This is a genomic window from Variovorax sp. 01T439_2 (assembly GCF_056398445.1).
Map to the genome: position 1 here is coordinate 1 of NZ_JBFTPJ010000009.1, position 18,116 is coordinate 18,116.

At 63.9% G+C, this 18,116-nt stretch carries 19 protein-coding genes and 3 pseudogenes; 14 read left to right on the forward strand and 8 right to left on the reverse strand.

All coding sequences use genetic code 11. The features are described 5' to 3' along the window. Positions 1-34: 34 nt before the first annotated feature. Positions 35-328: a hypothetical protein gene (locus tag AC1DOC_RS00805; protein WP_478129289.1), complete on the forward strand. Its 294-nt coding sequence runs from the start codon at positions 35-37 to the stop codon at positions 326-328. A 123-nt stretch (positions 329-451) separates the two neighbouring features. Here AC1DOC_RS00805 and AC1DOC_RS00810 read toward each other — a convergent pair whose 3' ends face one another. Continuing rightward, positions 452-1,321, reverse strand: coding sequence for a helix-turn-helix domain-containing protein (locus AC1DOC_RS00810; RefSeq protein ID WP_015866091.1), 870 nt, complete (start codon positions 1,319-1,321; stop codon positions 452-454). A 185-nt stretch (positions 1,322-1,506) separates the two neighbouring features. Here AC1DOC_RS00810 and AC1DOC_RS00815 point away from each other — a divergent pair, with 185 nt between their 5' ends. The 3 genes from AC1DOC_RS00815 to AC1DOC_RS00825 all read left to right on the forward strand — a co-directional run bounded on the left by AC1DOC_RS00815 (position 1,507) and on the right by AC1DOC_RS00825 (position 4,578). Next, positions 1,507-2,376, forward strand: coding sequence for a fumarylacetoacetate hydrolase family protein (locus AC1DOC_RS00815; protein WP_015866090.1), 870 nt, complete (start codon positions 1,507-1,509; stop codon positions 2,374-2,376). Between the two features lie 11 nt (positions 2,377-2,387). Then, positions 2,388-3,176: an alpha/beta fold hydrolase gene (locus tag AC1DOC_RS00820; protein ID WP_015866089.1), complete on the forward strand. Its 789-nt coding sequence runs from the start codon at positions 2,388-2,390 to the stop codon at positions 3,174-3,176. A 61-nt stretch (positions 3,177-3,237) separates the two neighbouring features. Beyond that, positions 3,238-4,578 carry an amidohydrolase family protein gene (locus AC1DOC_RS00825; protein WP_015866088.1) on the forward strand — a complete coding sequence of 447 codons (1,341 nt, stop codon included), beginning with the start codon at positions 3,238-3,240 and terminating at the stop codon, positions 4,576-4,578. Between the two features lie 371 nt (positions 4,579-4,949). Here AC1DOC_RS00825 and AC1DOC_RS00830 read toward each other — a convergent pair. Both AC1DOC_RS00830 and AC1DOC_RS00835 read right to left on the reverse strand, forming a co-directional pair. After that, a pseudogene (locus AC1DOC_RS00830) lies at positions 4,950-5,096 on the reverse strand (helix-turn-helix domain-containing protein); the annotation flags it as partial. Between the two features lie 81 nt (positions 5,097-5,177). Beyond that, on the reverse strand, positions 5,178-5,510 hold the full coding sequence (locus AC1DOC_RS00835) for a hypothetical protein (RefSeq protein WP_015866087.1): 333 nt from the start codon (positions 5,508-5,510) through the stop codon (positions 5,178-5,180). Positions 5,511-5,674: 164 nt separating this feature from the next. Between AC1DOC_RS00835 and AC1DOC_RS00840 the strand changes: the two genes are divergently transcribed. Both AC1DOC_RS00840 and AC1DOC_RS00845 read left to right on the forward strand, forming a co-directional pair. Beyond that, a complete protein-coding gene (locus tag AC1DOC_RS00840) occupies positions 5,675-6,835 on the forward strand; it encodes an enolase C-terminal domain-like protein (protein ID WP_015866086.1) in 1,161 nt (386 codons plus the stop codon). Between the two features lie 44 nt (positions 6,836-6,879). After that, on the forward strand, positions 6,880-8,019 hold the full coding sequence (locus AC1DOC_RS00845; RefSeq protein WP_015866085.1) for a M24 family metallopeptidase: 1,140 nt from the start codon (positions 6,880-6,882) through the stop codon (positions 8,017-8,019). Here the strand turns inward: AC1DOC_RS00845 and AC1DOC_RS00850 are convergent. After that, on the reverse strand, positions 7,980-8,267 hold the full coding sequence (locus AC1DOC_RS00850; RefSeq protein WP_478129290.1) for a hypothetical protein: 288 nt from the start codon (positions 8,265-8,267) through the stop codon (positions 7,980-7,982). The two genes, AC1DOC_RS00845 and AC1DOC_RS00850, sit on opposite strands and share 40 nt — an antisense overlap. Here AC1DOC_RS00850 and AC1DOC_RS00855 point away from each other — a divergent pair. Together AC1DOC_RS00855 and AC1DOC_RS00860 are read left to right on the forward strand one after the other, a co-directional pair. After that, positions 8,220-9,497: an amidohydrolase family protein gene (locus tag AC1DOC_RS00855; protein WP_478129291.1), complete on the forward strand. Its 1,278-nt coding sequence runs from the start codon at positions 8,220-8,222 to the stop codon at positions 9,495-9,497. The two genes, AC1DOC_RS00850 and AC1DOC_RS00855, sit on opposite strands and share 48 nt — an antisense overlap. 73 nt (positions 9,498-9,570) lie before the next feature. Further along, positions 9,571-9,981 (forward strand): hypothetical protein, encoded by a 411-nt coding sequence (locus tag AC1DOC_RS00860; protein WP_041945814.1) that lies wholly within the window; start codon positions 9,571-9,573, stop codon positions 9,979-9,981. Here the strand turns inward: AC1DOC_RS00860 and AC1DOC_RS00865 are convergent. The 3 genes from AC1DOC_RS00865 to AC1DOC_RS00875 are packed head-to-tail and all read right to left on the reverse strand — an operon-like array spanning position 9,946 to position 12,233. Then, positions 9,946-10,983 (reverse strand): CobW family GTP-binding protein, encoded by a 1,038-nt coding sequence (locus AC1DOC_RS00865; protein ID WP_015866083.1) that lies wholly within the window; start codon positions 10,981-10,983, stop codon positions 9,946-9,948. The two genes, AC1DOC_RS00860 and AC1DOC_RS00865, sit on opposite strands and share 36 nt — an antisense overlap. A gap of 1 nt (position 10,984) precedes the next feature. Beyond that, positions 10,985-11,434, reverse strand: coding sequence for a RidA family protein (locus tag AC1DOC_RS00870; protein WP_478080776.1), 450 nt, complete (start codon positions 11,432-11,434; stop codon positions 10,985-10,987). 52 nt (positions 11,435-11,486) lie between these two features. Next, a complete protein-coding gene (locus AC1DOC_RS00875) occupies positions 11,487-12,233 on the reverse strand; it encodes a GntR family transcriptional regulator (RefSeq protein WP_015866081.1) in 747 nt (248 codons plus the stop codon). 243 nt (positions 12,234-12,476) lie between these two features. Between AC1DOC_RS00875 and AC1DOC_RS00880 the strand changes: the two genes are divergently transcribed. From AC1DOC_RS00880 to AC1DOC_RS00890, 3 genes and pseudogenes are all read left to right on the forward strand, one after another. Continuing rightward, on the forward strand, positions 12,477-13,421 hold the full coding sequence (locus AC1DOC_RS00880; RefSeq protein ID WP_478080777.1) for an ABC transporter substrate-binding protein: 945 nt from the start codon (positions 12,477-12,479) through the stop codon (positions 13,419-13,421). An 11-nt stretch (positions 13,422-13,432) separates the two neighbouring features. Then, positions 13,433-14,257 (forward strand): ABC transporter permease, encoded by an 825-nt coding sequence (locus AC1DOC_RS00885; RefSeq protein WP_015866079.1) that lies wholly within the window; start codon positions 13,433-13,435, stop codon positions 14,255-14,257. A 34-nt stretch (positions 14,258-14,291) separates the two neighbouring features. Further along, a pseudogene (locus AC1DOC_RS00890) lies at positions 14,292-14,777 on the forward strand (ABC transporter ATP-binding protein); the annotation flags it as partial. Between the two features lie 225 nt (positions 14,778-15,002). Here the strand turns inward: AC1DOC_RS00890 and AC1DOC_RS00895 are convergent. Next, positions 15,003-15,077, reverse strand: a pseudogene (locus AC1DOC_RS00895) (hypothetical protein); the annotation flags it as partial. Positions 15,078-15,096: 19 nt separating this feature from the next. On the opposite strand from AC1DOC_RS00895, the gene AC1DOC_RS00900 reads away from it, so the two are divergent. The 3 genes from AC1DOC_RS00900 to AC1DOC_RS00910 all read left to right on the forward strand — a co-directional run. After that, the gene (locus tag AC1DOC_RS00900; protein ID WP_015866077.1) at positions 15,097-16,185 is read left to right on the forward strand and encodes an NAD/NADP-dependent octopine/nopaline dehydrogenase family protein; all 1,089 of its coding nucleotides are present in this window, start codon (positions 15,097-15,099) and stop codon (positions 16,183-16,185) included. After that, on the forward strand, positions 16,182-17,072 hold the full coding sequence (locus AC1DOC_RS00905) for a dipicolinate synthase subunit DpsA (protein ID WP_015866076.1): 891 nt from the start codon (positions 16,182-16,184) through the stop codon (positions 17,070-17,072). Before AC1DOC_RS00900 ends, AC1DOC_RS00905 begins: the two co-directional genes overlap by 4 nt. After that, a partial coding sequence (locus AC1DOC_RS00910) for a dihydroorotase (protein WP_478129292.1) occupies positions 17,021-18,116 on the forward strand: 1,096 nt, incomplete at its 3' end. The genes AC1DOC_RS00905 and AC1DOC_RS00910, both read left to right, overlap by 52 nt.

Below are 18,116 nucleotides of genomic sequence, written 5' to 3' on the forward strand. Positions count from 1 at the left end.
TCCGGTGATCCGGCCATGATGCCGGGATCCGGCCATGATGCCGGCGCTTGCGGGCGTTCTGGAAGTGCTCGACCAACCGGGCACGGCTTCGATCCACTTTGTCGAGGCCGATGCTGGCCTTTCCAGGCCGGTGACGGCGGATTCGGGCTACGTGGGCAGCGAGGACTGCTACGTCCTCGTCGAGTGCACCAGCGAGGCCGCTGCCGGGAAAATCATCGCCCGACTGGGAGCGCCGGTGCAGAAGTATGGAGAACTCATCGACGCGCGAGTTTTCCGGTATCGCATGGACGTCAACGCATCGACGCTTGCAAGGCAATCGCTGCGCTGATTCACGCCTCGTTACCGGTGCGCTGATTGATGGGCAGCCTGCAATTTGCACATGACGTTCTTGACCGAACGACGTCGCAGAATTGCGAAGAGATTGACTTACATGGCATCAGCTTCGGTTCGCCTAGAAGCCCTGCCTCTCGCGCGGAATTCCTGTGACCGTGACAGGTGAAGGCGCGCGCGTGGCCCGCTTGAAGATCGACGGCGAAATCCCGGTGTGCTCCTTGAAGAAGCGCGAGAAGTTCCCCGGCGCCGAAAAACCCAGGTCGAGCGCGACGTCCGTGAGCTCGCCCCCTTCGCTGACACGCCGCATCGCCTCCTCGACGCGCACGCCGCTCCAAAACACCTGCGGGGTCGTGTGCAGTTGATCGCGGAACAGCGCGAAGAAGTGCGCGCGCGACAGGCCGACCTTGGCCGCGATCTCGTCGATGGTCGTCTTCTCCGAGACATGCGCACGCATGTGGGCGATGGCGGCGCGCAGGCGATGGTCCAGCGTGACGCCGATGCCACCGGCCACGGGCGGCGCTTCGCCGCCCGTCGTGGAAGCCGCGATGGCGGCCTCCAACAGGCGCTCCACCTCCTTGTCGACCTGTTCGCGTCCGGTCCCCGCGCAGATCATCAGGTCCAGCACCCGCCAGCATGAACGCCGCAGCGCGTCGCCGATGGGCACGCGGGGCGACGGAAACTGGAAGCTGCGGTCCTTCGCTTGGCCCAGCGCGTCGAGCCAGTCCTTCTTGATCATGAAGACGATGAACAGGCTCGAACCAGCATGGTCCAGGCGCACCATGTCGTGCGCCTCGAACGCGTTCACCCCCAGCGCCACGCTTTCGCTGTAGTCGACGGTTTCCGTACCAACGTGCGCGCACGCCCGCGCTCCGCCCAGCCAAAGGGCGAGCTGCGTTTCCGAGTGCGCGTGCGACACCAGATTGGCGCTCGCCTCCAGGACGATCGCCGTGCCGAACGCGCCTTCGTGGAGTGCATAGGCTTCCTGCATCTGCGTGCTTCATCGAGGTCGTTTGCGGCGATTGTTCCTCCCCACACCCCTGACCGGCACAGCGCCTCGGGTAAGTCCTTAGGAGCACACCAGACGATTTGATACGCCGTTGGATCGGCCGATAAGCGCGCTCGGCTCGCAATTTCTAAAGTTGGCGCATCGCTAATACACAGGAGCAAACCTTTATGCGAATCGCCACTTTCACGAGCGAAGGTCACCGCAAGGTCGGCCTCGTCTCCGCAGACGGGAAGACCGTCACCCCACTGGAACTCACGCAGGCCCAAGCCGACAGCGGCGTACTGACGCTGATCGAAGCCCTGGCCGAGGGCGGCTCGCTTCCGGAGGCTGCCGGTCCGGCCGTCAACCTGGGCGATGTGGTGCTCGATGCGCCGTTGCCCAAGCCGCGTCGCAACCTCTGGTGCGTGGGCCGCAATTACCACGCGCATGCCAAGGAACTGGCTGCCTCCGTGTTCAAGGACAACATGGCCAAGACCGACGACTGGCCCATCGTCTTCACCAAGGTGCCTGAGTGCGTCGTGGGCCCGCATGACGACGTGCTCGTGCCTTCCGAGGTGTCCACGCAAATCGACTACGAGGCCGAACTGGCGGTGGTCATCGGCAAGGGCGGCAAGAACATCACGCGCGCCGCTGCGATGTCGCACGTGTTCGGCTACACGGTCGTCAACGACGTGACCGCGCGCGATGTGCAGATGCGCCATGGGCAATGGGATCTGGGCAAGTCTTTCGACACTTTCTGCCCCATGGGCCCGTGGATCGTTACGGCCGACGAGTTCGACGGCACCAAGACGCGCGTGCGCTGCTGGGTCAATGGCGAGCTGCGCCAAGACGGCCCGACCGAGAACATGATCTTCGACATCCCCACGTTGATTGAGACTATCTCGCGCGGCATCACGCTGTACCCCGGCGATGTCATCGCTACCGGCACGCCGGCTGGCGTGGGCATGGGCATGAGCCCGCCGCGCTACCTGCGCGCGGGCGACGTGGTGCGTGTGGAGATCGATCGGCTGGGCGCCATCGAGAACAAGTTCGTCTGAGGGGCTGCGCAATGACGACCCAAGTTCTGAATGACCTCACCGTCGAGATCGACGGCGACGGCACGGCACTGCTGTGCATCCACGGGCTGGGCGGCTCGTCGAACAACTGGACACCCGTGTTGCCGGCACTCGGTGGTTTTCGCCGCATCAGGCCCGACCTGCCCGGCAGCGCGAGGTCACCGCTGCCGGCGGATGGCAAGGCCCTGTCGATCGAGCACTACGTGGACGCGATGCTGAGGCTTCTCTCGACGCTCGACGTCGGGTCGGTGCATGTGATGGCGCACTCGATGGGCACGATCGTCGCTCAGCACCTGGCACTGCGTAGCCCTGGTATGGTGAAATCGCTGGCGCTCTTCGGCCCGCTGGCTGCGCCTCCGGATGCCACGCGCTCCAATATCGCGGCCCGTGCCAACGCGGCACGTGGCGGTGTGGCAGCCATGCAGGACATCGCCGATGCCATCGTGAAGGCCGCGACGAGCACGCAGACGAAGGAACAGCAACCGGCAGTGCTCGCGCTGGTGCGCGAGAGCGTCATGCGCCAGTCGCCCGAGGGCTACGCGCAGAGCTGTGCGGCGCTCGCCGATGCAGAGGCGGCCGCGCTCGAACACATTGACGTTCCGACGCTGTTGGTCACCGGCGACCAAGACGTCGTAGCCCCGGTGGCCAACGTTCACGCCATGCAGGAACGCATCGTCGGCAGTCGTCTCGTTGTGCTCGATGAATGCGGCCACTGGACGACTTTCGAGCAGCCGCAGCGCTGCGTACAAGAACTCGAAGCCTTCTATGCGGCGCTCCGCTGAGACGACGCCAGGTCCCCCCTTTCGACAACCCATGGCCCGGCACAAGCCGGAGGAGACAACGATGACCCGTATTGCATTTACCAATGTCCGCATCTTCGACGGCTCGGGCGAAGACCCGTACACCGGCGATCTTCTCGTCGAAGGAAAGCGCATCATGGAAGTCGTTCGCTTTCCGAAGCGCGTGAGCACCGACGACGCGCGCGTGATCGACGGCAAGGGCCGCTTTCTCATGCCGGGCATGACTGAGGCCCACACGCACTTCTCCTGGAACGACCAGCCGTCGCTCGCGGCCATCCAGTTCATGCCGCCCGAAGAGCACATGCTCTGGTGCGTGCGCGTGGCCAAGCGCTACCTCGACATGGGATGGACCTCGGCGATCGGCGCGGCAGCGGCCAAGCCACGGCTGGACGTGGTCTTGCGCAACGCCATCGACGCGGGAGAATTCCCCGGCCCGCGCTACCTGGCGGGCAGCCAGGAGATCACCACCATCGGCGCACTGGGTGACAACACGCTGCCGCACATGAAGTTCGAGGAACTGAGCTTTGGCAGCGTGTGCAGCGGCCCCGAAGAGATCCGTAGGTCGGCTCGCACCTTCATCAAGTACGGGGTCGACCACCTGAAGATCAACTTGTCGGGCGAGTACATCGCAGGCTTGCCGGCGGAGATGTCGCCGTTTGCGGAAGACGAAGTCGCCATGCTGGCGCAAGAAGCCAAGCGCTACGGCAAGCGCATGGCGGCACATGCGCGATCGAGCGAGTCGGTCAAACAATGCGTGCGCCACGGCATCGAGATGGTCTACCACGCGAGCTTTGCCGATTCGGAAGCGCTGGACATGCTGGAGGCGGCGAAGGACCGGCACTTTGTGGCGCCCGGCATCGGCTGGCTCATTCGTACGACCTACAACGCGGCTGAATACGGCATTACCGAGGCCGTGGCGACGCAGATGGGCTACAAGCGCGAGCTGGAGATTGCGTCGGCCTCATTGCGCGAGATGCACAAGCGCGGCATTCGCATCCTRCCCGGCGGGGACTACGGCTTTGCATGGATGCCGCACGGAACCAATGCCAACGACCTCCAGTACTTTGTCGACTACATCGGCATGACGCCCAAGGAAGCGTTGATGGCGGCAACGCGCCTGGGCGGGCAGATCATGCAGCGGCCGGATGAGCTCGGACAGTTGAAGGCGGGATTTCTCGCCGACATCGTCCTGGTCGACGGCGATCCGCTGAAGAACCTGTCGCTGCTGACGGACCCTGCGAAGGTGCAATTGGTGATGAAGGACGGCGTGATCCATAAGGACTGTGCAACACCCGTGCCGTCGCATGCCGCCCTGCACCTCGAAGGCGGCGACACGCCGCTGCGAGAACAGGGTGTCAAGGAGGCTTTGACGGAAATGAACTGAGCGCAGCGGGGTCCGGCTGTTCGCCTATAGACCGCTGCAAGCAGCAGCCTTTGCAGCGCGGCAATCATTGGTTGACCCGGCTTGAAATTCGGCACTCGGCTTCGGGCTGCCTCTAATCCGCGCGGCCACGGTGCTGAGGCAGCGCATCGATGGGGCCGGCCGGTTATGCCGGCAAACGGATGAGTACTCTTTACGTCACCCACTGGAGCCAAGGCCGATGGCAGACGGCACGATGTCGGTCTTCCTCCTGTGGCCACGCCCACTCGGAGGGCTCCTGTGATGCCGATCTTCAGCGAACGCGCATCCTCGTAGATCTTGTCGATGCCAGCCAAAAATACTGTCGCGTGCCGGATCAGAAGCTGGCCCGCACCCGTCGGAATCGGACCTCGGTTTGTGCGCTCGAACAGCCGGCAGCAGAGCATCTCCTCAAGCTCATGCGGCAGCCGGGTCACCGCAGGCTGGCTCATGCCCAACTGGTCGGCCGCTGTGCGGCGAGGGAACCGCGCCGAGCGCAGCAAGCAAACTCAACTGTCGGACCTTGAGCCGGTTCCTCAACATACTCGGCGAAGTAACCGCAGATGGCAGCGGCATTTTTCCAGTCAACAGTTTCGAAGAGGATCAGCAACGATTCGCGAGGTATCGGCTTCCGTCTGAAGATGTCGCTCAAAACGCTCAAGTAGCGTGTGCATGCATTCGCGAGCCGCTCGGAACTCGGCCGAGTTGTTGCGCCTTGCAAGATCGGCCTCGTACGCGGCACGGTTCTCGAAGTAGCACTCCCAACGCACATCCGGCCCCGCGCCCTCCAATTTCCTGAAGATCCGGCCGGCTGGCAATCCCAGTTCCGCACGGACCTGGCTCGCGTGTTCGCGCTGCGCCAGGACGGCCTCGAACTGCCCGGGCAGCGCGTAGTAGTTGGTTATCTCGATGACCACATCTGTCTCCTGAATTGCTGCATCCGCAGCTTGTTGGTCTGCGAATTCTGCGTCTCAGCGCAAGACCCGTTGACACTCGCATAATTTGATCACAAAATGTGATCACAATCAGGTCTTTGCAGATGGGCTGCCAAGACCTGCCTAGAAATCCGAGGAGTTTCTCGATGCCGACGATCCAATCCATAGAAACGTTGCTTGTTCAGCTTCCCACGCGCAGAGAACACAAATGGACCGGCCTGACCGAATCCATCGGCCGTTATCTGCTGACCCGCGTCGTCGACAGCGACGGCCGCACAGGCTGGGGCGAGGCGCCTGCGCTAAAAGATTGGGGCGGCGAATTTGGGCGCTACTTCGGCGAGTCCACGCTCATCGCCAAGACGGTGATCGAGAAGTACCTTGCACCATCGCTGATTGGTGTTGAGCTCGGGAATTTCGCGGAGATGCATGCACGCATGGACGCGGTAATCCGTGGCTATCCGTACGCCAAGGCCGCGGTCGAATTCGCCGCTTACGACGTCACGGGCCGGTGGCTCGGCCTGCCAGTGCACATGCTGCTCGGTGGCAAGGTGCGACCGCGCGTGATGGTGACGCATTCGATCGGCTTGATCCCGATCGCAGAAGCCGAAAAGGAAGTGGCGCAGGTTGCTGCCGAAGGTATCAAGACGATCAAGATCAAGATCGGCGTTGATGCCAAGCGTGACATCGACATGGTGCGGACCATCCGGGGGGCGGTGGGCGACGACATCGAACTGTGCGTCGATGCGAACGAGGGCTATCGAACGCCCGGCGAAGCCATCGCGACGGTGCGTGCGATGGAGCCGTACCGGCTCAAATACGTGGAGCAACCGGTGATGGGCATAGAACGCATCGCGGAAGTGGCGCGGGCCATCGACCCGCCGGTGATGGCCGACGAATCGGCATGGAACGCGCACGACGTGATCCAGATCAGCGAGCGGCGCGCGGCGCAGATCGTATCGATCTACAGCACCAAACCCGGCGGCCTCTACAAGGCCATGGAGGTCGCGGCCGTGTGTCGCGCGGCCGGGATCATCTGCAACGTCAATGGCTCGGTCGAGACCGGCATAGGCAACCTCGCCAACGTCCATCTGGCCGCTGCGGCGCCTGCGGCCACGCTGTCGTGCGTGGTGCCCGTGTCAACGCCGGCTGAATGGCAGCACGGCCAAGTCGGCGGCATCTACTACCGCGACGACCTGATCGTCGCTCCCATGAAGCTCGTCGATGGCGGCATCGAGGTGCCGACGGCACCGGGCATGGGCATCGACGTCGATCTGGCCAAGGTCGAGAAGTACACCGTCCGCGACTGAGCGGCGCCTCGCACTCGTCAACATTCATCCAAGGAAGGTTCCAGATGCGCAAAGCAATCATCGATCGGCAGATCAAGGCGATCGCCGAACACAAGCTCGACGCCATGGTCTCGTGCTCGCCGGAAAACTACGCTTACGCCACTGGCTTCGTCGTCCCGTCGCAGCCACTGATCCGGCATCGCCATGCGATGGCCATCGTGACGGCGAACGGCCGCACCGAACTGTTCTCGGTGGACATGGAGGCCAGCACGGTGAAGCGCCATGCACCGGACGTATCGACCCGCATCTGGGCGGAGTTCACTGACGACGCGATGTCAGTGCTGGCCGATCAGTTGCGAAAGCTCGGCCTTGGACAAGGCCGCATCGGCATAGAGATGGACTACCTGCCGGCGGGCGACTTCGCACGCCTGCAGAAGGCGCTTCCGGAGGCTCGTTTCGAGCACTGCGAGCAGATCCTCGCACGGCTGCGTCAGATCAAGACGCCGGACGAAATCGCCTTGCTGCGTCGGCTCTCGCGCATTGCAGATCAAGCCATCACCGATGCGCTAGCAGCGGTGAAGGCGGGCGATTCGGAGATGGACATCGCCGGACACCTGACGCGCAACGTCTATGCGCTGGGTGCCGAGCACTTCAAATTGATGATCATCGCCACTGGCGAGCGCAGCGTGCTGCCGAACGTCGGCCCGAGCGATCGCAGGCTCACGCCACGCGATGTCTGCCGAGTCGAGATCTTTTCGGTGATCGACGGCTACCAAGCCGGCGTCTGCCGGACCGCCGTCGTGCACGAGGCGCCGCCCCATGCCGAGGCCATCTGGCAGCACCTGGTCGACTGCAAGTACCGCATCATGGAGATGGTGAAGCCGGGTGCCAGCTGCCGCGGCATCTACGACGCTTTCATTGCCAAGCTGGCCGAGATGAAGTTGCCACCGATCTCGTTCGTCGGTCATGGCATCGGCCTGCATCTGCACGAGGACCCCTACCTCGGCAAGACGCCGGTGTTGGGCCGTCCCGGCAGCGACGCCGTGATCGAGGAGGGCATGGTGCTGGGCTTCGAGCCGTTGTGCTATGAAACGGGGCATGGCTTCGGTATGCAGAACAAGGACATGTTGCTGGTCACCGCCAGTGGCTGCGAACTCCTGTCGGACTACGCCAACACCGACAAGCTGCTGGTCGTCAAGGGCTGAGCAGCGGCCCGATAACCCGATCTCGAAAGACACCTGTCATGCGTACGCTCATCGAGCACCTTGAATTCGCCTTCCTCGTCGATGCCAACGACACTGTGTTGCGCAACGCCAGCATCCTGCTCGATGACGACCGCATCGTCGACATCGGTCCGGCCGCCGAGGTGGCGGCGCGACACCGAGGCGAGGCCTTCGACCGCGTCATGGACGGCCGCATGCTCGGCATCTGCCCGGGCTTCGTCGACAGCCATGTCCATCTGTCGGAGACGCTGTCTCGCGCCGTGTTTCCGGACAACTTGAACACGCGAGCCTGGGTCTTCCATTGGGCCAAGCCCTTCTATGCCCACATCACCGAGGAGGACGAGTATTGGGGCGCACTGCTCGGTATCACCGAGATGCTGCGCAACGGTACGACCTGCTTCATCGACATGGGGTCGCAGTACGACCCTGGAATCACAGTACGGGCGATGGAAAAGACCGGTATCCGCGGCGTGACAGGTCGCCACGCTGCGGACAACCCGCCGCCCGAGCTGCCACGTGGTTGGACCGAAGAAATGGCGCGCCATCATTTCTTCCCCAGTGCGGAAGCAGCGCTTGCGGAACTCGAGGCCTGCGTTCGCAAGTACGACGGCGCACTCGATGGGCGGGTGCGGTGCTGGGTCAACATCGAGGGAAAAGAGCCGTGCACGCTCGAACTTCACGTCGGCGCGCAAAAGCTCGCCGAGCGGCTTGGCGTCGGCACCACCTATCACCTGGCGACCTCGATCGAAGAGGCGAAGGTCTGCGAGGAAAAGTATGGCTGCTGGCCGATCACGCGGATTGACCGCGCGGGTGGTATCGGCTCCAACTTGGTGATCGCGCACGGCGCCGCCGTGAGCGACGACGAGGTGGCGCTGCTGGCCAGTCGCGGCGCCAAGGTGGCGTTCTGCCCCTGCTCGTCGTTCAAGCTCGGCAAGGGCGCGACGGCAATCGGCAAGTACCCGGAGATGGTTGCCGCCGGCGTGACGGTGGGCCTTGGCACCGACGGTGTGTCAGCGGCCGGCAACATGAACCTGATGCGGCAGATGCTGATCGTTGCGGGCATGTTCAAGGACGCGCGCATGAAGCCCGATGTGTTCACGGCCCGCCAGGCGCTCCGGGCGGCCACCATCGACGGCGCCAAGGCGGCGATGTGGGATCACGACATCGGCTCGCTCGAAATCGGGAAGAAGGCCGACTTCATCCTGTTCGACCTCGACCACATCGAATGGACGCCATTCCACGATCCGCTGCAGGCGCTCGTCTTCTCGGCATCCACCGCGTCGATCTCGCAGACCTGGGTCGACGGCAAAACGCTCTACAGCGACGGCAAGGTGCACGGCGTCGACGAACCCGCGCTGCGCCAAAAGGCCAGGGAGCTGGCTGCTGCGGCCGTCGAGCGGGCCGGCCTGCACGATGAAAACGTCGAAACCACCACCACGCTCTACGACAACGGCAACTGATGCAACGGATCCTTCGAGGCGCGCGCTCGGCGGCCGGGCGGGCAGCTTCGACGTCACGCTGGAAAGCGAGCGCGTGGCCGCGATCTTGCCGGCCGTCGGCACTGTGAAGCCGCACTTGTTGGCGCTGCCTTCGCTCGTCAATCTGCATGCGCATGCCAATCGCGCTTTCGCGGCATCGGCGCAGCGTCCGCAGCCGCTGGACGCCGCCGGCGACGGCGACATGCTCGAGACCGCCTTCGTCGGCGCAATGGCCTCGCACGTCGATGACCCGGAGGCGCTCACGGCGTTGGTCTGCGGCGGACGGCGGCGCATCGAAGTCGGAGACGTGGCCGACCTGGTGCTGGTTCCGGCCTCGTCGTTCGACGACGCGCTCGCGCGCCGTCCGGGCGGCCGCGTGGTGCTGCGGCGCGGTCGGCAGGTCAGCGCCGCCCCGTTCGACGCCACCTCTTCATACCAGGCTGTGCTCGTAGACGCTGCGCAGTGAGTTTTCGATTGCACGCTGCGTCAGGTCGCGCGCAATGAAAACGATCCAGCCGGGCCGGGCCGATTCGTCCGGCCATGCCGGCAGCCGTTCGATCGGATAGAGCACGTGCTGGACGCCTTGCACGACCACGGGTCGCTCATCGTCGCTGACTGACAGCAATCCCTTGACTCGCAGGACCGCATCGCCCCGGCTTGCGAGCAGCAGCTCCAGCCAGTCGACGAAGTGTGCCCATTCGACCGGCTGTGGCAGCCGCACCGTGAAAGTCTTGATCGCTTCGTCGTGTCCGGGCGCATGGGGAATCGCCGGCATTCGCAGCGGATCGTCGTCCGACGCGAGCTGCGCAGGGACGACCGAACGGCGCCATTGGGCATCGATCGCTTCCAATATCTCGGCTGCGGGCAGCTGTTCCTTGCGCGAGATCTTCAGGCTGGCCGACGGATTCCTTGCCCGGAGCTTGTCCAACAGCACGGTGCAATCGGATTCGTCGATCAGGTCGGCCTTGGTCAGGATCACCCTATCGGCGCAAGCGAGCTGCTGCCTGGCTTCGCGATGGCGAGTCAAGGTCTGCTCCGCATTCACGGCATCGGCAGTCGTGATCACCTGGCCCATCCGGAACCAGGGGACCAGGCTCTGCTCGCTCAGGATGGCTTGCATGATCGGCGCGGGATCGGCCAGCCCGGTGGTCTCGACGACCACGCGAGCGAAGGCCGGAATCTCGCCGACTCGCATCAGCCCATGCAGCTCGGCCAGCGTAGACACCAGGTCGTCGCGCACGGAGCAGCACAGGCAGCCCGAGCTGAGAAGCACGACGTCTTCGGCGACTTCGCGCACCAGCAGATGGTCCAGGCCGACTTCCCCGAATTCGTTGATGACCACCGCGGTGTCTGCCAGATGGTTGTCGGCCAGCAAATGGCGCAGCAGGGTTGTCTTACCACTGCCAAGGAAGCCCGTCAACACATGGATGGGCACGCGGCCGTCGTCTTTCGAACCGAGGCGGTTCATCTCAGCCGATCTCGAAAATGGCATCCACTTCGACGGCCACGTTGCGCGGCAGCGAGTTGCAGCCCACCGCCGCGCGGGCATGTCGCCCTGCGTCGCCGAATACTTCGACCATCAGGTCGGACGCGCCGTTGATCACCTTTGGGTGGTCGCCGAACTCGGGCGTAGCGTTGACGAAACCGCCCAGGCGAATGCAACCGACCACGCTGTCGAGGCTTCCGCCCAGCGCAGTGCGCAGCTGGGCCAGGATGTTGATGGCGCACAGCCGGGCGGCTTTCTGGGCCTCTTCGATCGACACGTCCTTGCCGACCTTGCCGACGTACCGGTCCTTGCCGTCGGCGGTCGGAACCTGTCCCGCTATGTAGACGAAGGAGCCGCTCTTGCGCGCCGGCACGTAGTTCGCTGCAGGAGCAACCGCCTTTGGCAACTCGATGCCGAGTTGTTCGAGGCGCAAGTCATGTCCTGGCTGTGTCATGCTGTTCAAGCCTTTCATAGTGGGAGGTACCTCAGCTGCCGAAGTAGAGATCGTCGAGCGGGGCCGTCAGGAGGTCGGAGGTCTGCTGGGCACCGAGTGCGGGTGCGAGCGACAAGGCCGTGTTGCGGATGTCGCGCAGCACGCCACGCTTGGCGACGGCGGGCTTCTTTGCCTTCAGCCCTTCGAGTATCTCGACGTGTGCGGAGGCGTCCCATGGCATGTCGGGCGACAGCAGCGACAGGTACATGGTGGGTCCGAACTGCAGCCAAAGCGACTCGATCAGCGGCATGAACACTTCGGTCCCCGACGCCTGGTACAGCGTGAAGTGAAAGCGCTGGTTCGACGAAAGGCAGCCGATCAGATTGCGCTTGGCGATCGCCTCGAGCAATTCCTCGTTGACGGCATGCAGATTGGCCAGCAGGGAGGGCGTGCAATTGCGGCAGGCCATCTCGGTGGCCTCCCCTTCGATCATCTCGCGAACAGCGAATAGTTCGTTGAGCTTCTTGGGGGTCAGGTGCGGCACGCGGACCGATCCGGACGACGTGTCCTCCAGTGCGTTGATCACCACCAGTCGCGTGAGCGCTTCGCGGATCGGCATTGCGCTGGTGCCGAAGCTGCTCGCCAACTTGCGCAGGCTCATCACCTGGCCTGGGACGAAGGCGCCCACCATCAGCCCTCGCCGCAGGCGCTGAAAGACTTCCTCGGGGACGCTGCCGCGAGCCCGTTTGCTGGGTTCTGCGGTGGCCTCGCGTTGCGGGCGTTCGACGGTCTCTTGCATGGATAGCTCTCTTCGGTTCGATGTTTCTTGAGGGGTCCGGGTTAACCCTGTTGGCGCTGATTATAAGTGTGATCACACTCTGTGATCAATGGGCGCCACATGGCTGCGATGTGACGCAACCCTAAGCCCATCAAGCCTCAACGGCAAGCGTCTGTTCCGTTCACCACTCAACGAAATGGCAGGTATTTCATGCGATTCCATCATTCGGGTAGTTCGATGACTTGCAGGCTCAGGGCGGGCGCCTTGGTTGCAGCGTTCGCGTTGGCTTCGTCGGCGTGGGCCGCCGATGAGGTCAAGGTTCGATTCAGCTGGAAGCTCAAGGGCGAATATGCCCATCTCTATCTGGCACAGGAAAAGGGCCTGTACGCCTCGAAGGATCTGGTGGTGCGGATGGGCGAGGGCGCCGGTGCCCCGGCGGCATTGGGCGCATTGCTGCAGGGGCAGGAAGACGTGGTTGTGATGCCTGCGATTTTTGCAGCTTCCGCCATCCAGAAGGGCATGCCGGTCAAGATCATTGCGCTCTACCAGCCGAAGACCCCGGTGGTGCTGATCTCGCAGATCGACAAGCCGGTGTTGAAGCCGAAGGATCTCGAAGGCAAGTCAATCGCGCATTCCGTGGGCGAGACGGGCACCTCGTACCTTTCGGTTTTCTGCGCGGTGAACCAGATCGATTGCAGCAAGGTCAAGAAAGTGCAGATGGACGCGCAGTCGCGCGTGCCGCAGTTCCTGCAAAAGCAGGTCGACGTGGTCAGCCTCTACAAGAACAACGACCTGCCGGTGATCGAAGCACGTGTGGGCACCAAGTTTCCAATGCTCGACCTGGCGCAGTACGGCCTGGCGATCCCTGGTCTGGCCGCGGTCTCCAGCAACGCCCTGATCGCAAAGAAGCCGGACGTCCTCAAGCGCTACCTGGCAGCGGTCAACGAAGGTATCGACGCCACGCGCAAGGACCCGAAGGCCGCCACCGCCGCCATCGCCAAGGCCTGGCAGGGCGGGCCATCGGCCGATGTAATCGAAGCGCAGGTGCGAGCCACGATGGAAGCCATCGAGACCCAGTCCGGCAAGCCCACGGGCTGGACCGACCCGAAAACCATCGTCCAGGCGCTCGAGTTACTGAAGACCGATGAATCCATCGGAACGCCCAAGCCGACCGAAACCTTCTTCACCAACGATCTGCTGGCGCAGTGAGTCGAGGCCCCATGACTGAACTCAAACATCCCCCGTTCGTCGCCATGCCCGCTGTTCGCATCGTGAAGAAGAAGCCACCGCGGATCAACCCGCTCGAGCGCTATGCATCGTTGCTTCTGGCGGTGGCGATTCTCCTGATCTGGCAGTTCGCGGTTCCGCTGGCCGGCCTGTCGGAGTTCGTGCTGCCAACGCCGCTGGCCATCGCAAAACGAATGGTCACCGACTTCAACTTGCTTGCGACCCATTCCTACGTCACGCTGCTCGAAGTGCTCGGGGGCTTCCTGCTCGGCGTGCTGATAGGTATCCCGCTGGCGCTTGCGATCTTCTATTCGAAGGTCTTCGAGCGTGCCGTGTATCCGCTGCTGGTGGCGTTGCAAACGGTGCCGAAGATCGCATTGGCTCCACTGCTCGTTCTATATCTTGGCTATGGCTGGGCACCAAAGATCAGCCTGGCGTTCCTGATCTCGTTCTTCCCAATCGTGATCTCGACCGTGGTCGGCCTTCAGTCGCTTGACAAGGCACTCGTCAACATGGTTCGCTCCATGGGTGCGAGCGAGTCGCAGACCTTTTTCAAGGTGCGTTTGCCGGCCGCGCTGCCGAGCATCTTCGGCGGCCTGAAGGTGGCGATCTCGCTGGCTGTGATCGGCGCAATCATCGGCGAGTACATCGCCGCCGAGCGCGGCCTCGGTTATCTGCAGCTGCAGGCGAACTCGCAATTCGATACCACCCTCAACTTCGCGACCGTCGTCACGATCTCGCTGATCGGCGTGCTGCTCTATTTCGTCCTTGCCATTGTCGAGAGCAAGGTTTCGTTCCACCGTGAAAGTGCCAAATGATGAAGAACGACATGAATTGTTGGAAGAGGCTGTCATGAGCAGTGCCGCAACCGTCACCATCGAAGGGGTGTCCAAGTCTTACGAGGTGCGCGCCGGCGACGACGTGCTCGCACTCGACCGTGTCGACCTCGACATCACCCCCGGAAGTTTCGTGGCCATCGTCGGCCCGAGCGGCTGCGGCAAGAGCACGTTGCTGTCGCTGCTGGCCGGCCTGACACCGGTGTCCTCGGGCCGCCTGAGCATCGACGGAGACCAGGTGTTGAAGCCTCATCCCAAGGCCGGCGTGGTGTTCCAGTCCGACCTGCTCCTGTATTGGCGCAGCATCCTGGACAACATCCTTCTGCCCATCGAGATCAAAGGCCTCGACCGCAAGGCGTACGCCGATCGCGCGCGCGACCTGCTGGTTCAGGTCGGCCTCAAGGGCTTCGCCGACAAGTTTCCATCCGAGCTGTCGGGCGGCATGCGCCAGCGCGTGGCGATCTGTCGCGCGCTCATCCAGGAACCAGGCCTCCTGCTGATGGACGAACCCTTCGGCGCACTCGATGCACTGACGCGCGAGCAGATGATCATGGACCTGCAGACCATGTGGATGAGGCTCGGCAACACGGTACTCTTCATCACGCACGGTATCGACGAGGCCGTGTTCCTGGCCGACCGCGTGATCGTGATGTCGCCGCGGCCCGGTCGCGTCGACCTCGATCTCACGATCGACATTTCGCGGCCGCGGCGTTGGAGCGGCATTCATGAGAACCCGGGGTTCCAGCAATTCGTGCGCCAGGTGCGCGAGGTGTTCGAGGCCCAAGGCGTTCTCGTCGCCCATTGACCGGAGCGATCAAGCCATGAAGATATCGATATTGGGTGCGGGCGCCGGAGGTGCTGCGGCTGTGGCCGAGCTCACGCAGGCCGGCCACGAAGTCGTGCTGTGGAACCGGTCCGCCGAAACGTTGGCGCCGTTCCAAGCCTTGGGCGGTGTGCGCTATGCCGGCGTGCTAGGCGAGGGCATCGCGCGGCCCCGACTGATTACTGCGAACCTGGCCGAAGCCGTACGGGGCGCCGACGCCGCGGTGGTGACGCTCCCGACCTTTTCGCATGCGCCCGTGGCGCGCGCGCTCGCCGACGCGGGCTGGCCGGCCGACCGGCCGGTGGTGCTGAATCCTGGTCACACCGGCGGCGCACTGGACTTCGCCCACGCCTATCGCAGCGTGCGTGCCGACCTGCCGCCGATCGCCGAGTTCTCGACGTTGACTTACGTCGCGCGCAAATACCAGCCCGACAGCGTCACCGTGTCCGGCCGTGCCAAGCAGGTGCGGGCGGCGGCACTGCCGGGTGGCGACGCCGCGTTGCGGACGGCGTGCACCTTGTTTCCCGGGGCGTCACCTGTCGCGGACGTGCTGGCATCGGCGCTGGCGAATGCCAATTTGGTGCTGCATCCGCCCGGCGCCGTTCTGGCCGCGGCGTGGGTGGAAGCCACGCAGGGCGACTTCACCTTCTACGTGCAGGCCATGACGGCCGGCGTGGCGCGCACCATGCGCGCGTTGGACGACGAGCGGCTCGCGGTGGCCGCCGCCTTCGGTCATCGGTTGCCCAATCTTGTGGAGGAGATGAAGCTCATCGGCACCGTCGAGCCCTCGGTCACCGACACCCAAGATTTCGTGGCCGCGATTGCGGGTGGCGAGGCCAACAAGCGCATCAAGGGGCCGGACTCGCTGCAGCACCGCTACTACCGCGAGGACTTCGGCCACGGCCTGTTGCCCTTCCTTGAGCTCGCGGCCATTGCTGGCGTTGCCACGCCGGTCGCGCAGTCGCTGTTCACGCTGGCGCAAACGCTGATTGGTATTGATTACCGCCAGGGTGGCCGCAGCGCCGAGGCGATGGGCATTGCCGGCCTTTCCAGATCCGAACTTATTCAACGTGTGAGGCCATCATGAACTGGAATCAACTCGTCATCGCCATCGTCGGCGGCGACCGCCGCGAGCAGGAGATCGCGCGCTGCGCCGTGGCGGCCGGCGCCGAGGTGCGCGCCTATGGCTTTCCCTGGCCTGAGCAGGGACTTGCCGGGGTGCGAGCTTGCGACAGCGCGCGAGAGGCGCTGGAAGGCGCCGACATTGCGCTGTTCCCGATCCCTGGCATTGCGCCCGATGGCGCGCTGTTCGCGCCGCAATGCGAGCAGCGCATCGTTCCGGACCGCGAGATGCTCGCGGGCATGCGCAAGGGCGGCCACATCGTCCTGGGCTGGGCCGACCCCAAACTCAAGGCGCATTGCGAAGCACTGAGCATCGCCCTTCACGAATACGAGTGGGACGAAGACCTGATGCTGCTGCGCGGTCCTGCGATCGTCGAGGGAATGCTCAAAGTGCTGATCGAGAACACCGACATCACGATCCACCGCGCCAGGATCTGCTTGGTCGGACAGGGCACCATCGGCTCGCTGGTCACCCATACCCTGCTGGCGCTGGGCGCGCGAGTGCATGTTGCCGCGCGCAATGCCGTGCAGCGTGCCGCGGCGCATGCGGCCGGGGCCGAATCTCACGATCTGACAGAGCTGGCGCAGGTGCTGCCTGGCACCGACATTGTCATCGCCAGCGTGCCTGCACGCGTGCTCGGTCGGGAGCTGCTGCAGACGCTTCCCAAGCACGCCTTGCTGGTGGACCTCGCGGCGCCGCCGGGCGGCATCGACCGCGATGCGGCGCAGGAACTCGGGCTCAAGTTCATCTGGGCCCGTGGCCTCGGTGCGCGCGCACCCATCACTGTCGGACGCAGCCAGTGGAGCGGCGTGCAACGACGAATCGAGAACATCCTGAAGGAATCCCAATGAGCGCCGACCTTGTGATTAGAAACGCACGTGTGGTGCGTCATGACGGAGAGTTCCACGGCGGGGTGGCCATCAAGGACGGAAGGATCGTCCTCACGGGCGCCGACAGCGCCTTGCCGAAGGGCCATCGCGAAATCAATGCCGGCGGCCGCGTGCTGATGCCGGGCGTAGTGGACCCGCACTGCCACCTTGGCGTCAAGTATCCATACGCGGAAGACATGCGCACCGAGATGGCTGCAGCGGCTTCGGGAGGAGTCACAACCGCGCTGCTCTATATCCGCAATCTCAAGCCTTCGTACTTGCCGTTTTACGAGGAGCGCAAGGCCATCGGCGAAGAAAATTCGATCATCGATTTCGGTTTTCACTTCGGGATCCAGCGCGAGGAACACATCGCGGAAATTCCCGAGATCGTCGCCAAGACGGGCGTGCGCTCGTTCAAGTGCTACTTCGGCTACGAACCCGACAACCCCATCGGCATCGTGCCGGCAACCGACGGATGGGTATACGCTGCCATGCGCATCCTCGCGAAGATCCCGGGCGGCGTGATCAATGTCCACTGCGAGAACACCCAGATCGCCTCGTGGATGAAGAACGAGATCAAGGCCACAGGTCGGCAGGATCTTGCCGCCTATACCGAGTCGCGGCCAGCCTTCTGCGAGGTCGAGACGATCCGCCGGATGATCTTCCTGGCCGAGCGCACGGGCTGCTCGCTGCACCTCGTCCACACTTCGGTGGGCATGGGGCCGGTGCTGGCCGCCGAGGCGCAGGCACGCGGCGTGCACGTCACGGTCGAGACCTGCCAGCACTACCTGACCCGGACGGCCTATGACAGCGACCTCGACATGCGTGCCAAGATCTCTCCGCCACTGCGCGACAAGGAAGAGCAGGACGGGCTCTGGCGCGGCATCCTGAACGGCTCGGTCTACAGCCTGGGCACCGACCATGTGCCGTTCCTGCCGAAGAAGCTCGAGGATCTCTGGACCGAGTTGCCCGGCGTGGTGTCGTTTCCATGGGAACTGCCGTTGATGCTTCATTTCGGCGTGCATC

What these genes read in the sequence shown, in the direction of transcription:
- AC1DOC_RS00840 (WP_015866086.1), top strand. Translation starts at nt 5,675, where the DNA reads ATGCCGACGATCCAATCCATAGAAACGTTGCTTGTTCAGCTTCCCACG.
- AC1DOC_RS00900 (WP_015866077.1), top strand. Translation starts at nt 15,097, where the DNA reads ATGAAGATATCGATATTGGGTGCGGGCGCCGGAGGTGCTGCGGCTGTG.
- AC1DOC_RS00850 (WP_478129290.1), bottom strand. Translation starts at nt 8,267, where the DNA reads ATGGCTGTCGACGAAGCCCGGGCAGATGCCGAGCATGCGGCCGTCCAT.
- AC1DOC_RS00820 (WP_015866089.1), top strand. Translation starts at nt 2,388, where the DNA reads ATGACGACCCAAGTTCTGAATGACCTCACCGTCGAGATCGACGGCGAC.
- AC1DOC_RS00815 (WP_015866090.1), top strand. Translation starts at nt 1,507, where the DNA reads ATGCGAATCGCCACTTTCACGAGCGAAGGTCACCGCAAGGTCGGCCTC.
- AC1DOC_RS00805 (WP_478129289.1), top strand. Translation starts at nt 35, where the DNA reads ATGATGCCGGCGCTTGCGGGCGTTCTGGAAGTGCTCGACCAACCGGGC.
- AC1DOC_RS00905 (WP_015866076.1), top strand. Translation starts at nt 16,182, where the DNA reads ATGAACTGGAATCAACTCGTCATCGCCATCGTCGGCGGCGACCGCCGC.
- AC1DOC_RS00810 (WP_015866091.1), bottom strand. Translation starts at nt 1,321, where the DNA reads ATGCAGGAAGCCTATGCACTCCACGAAGGCGCGTTCGGCACGGCGATC.
- AC1DOC_RS00875 (WP_015866081.1), bottom strand. Translation starts at nt 12,233, where the DNA reads ATGCAAGAGACCGTCGAACGCCCGCAACGCGAGGCCACCGCAGAACCC.
- AC1DOC_RS00855 (WP_478129291.1), top strand. Translation starts at nt 8,220, where the DNA reads ATGGACGGCCGCATGCTCGGCATCTGCCCGGGCTTCGTCGACAGCCAT.
- AC1DOC_RS00845 (WP_015866085.1), top strand. Translation starts at nt 6,880, where the DNA reads ATGCGCAAAGCAATCATCGATCGGCAGATCAAGGCGATCGCCGAACAC.
- AC1DOC_RS00885 (WP_015866079.1), top strand. Translation starts at nt 13,433, where the DNA reads ATGACTGAACTCAAACATCCCCCGTTCGTCGCCATGCCCGCTGTTCGC.
- AC1DOC_RS00865 (WP_015866083.1), bottom strand. Translation starts at nt 10,983, where the DNA reads ATGAACCGCCTCGGTTCGAAAGACGACGGCCGCGTGCCCATCCATGTG.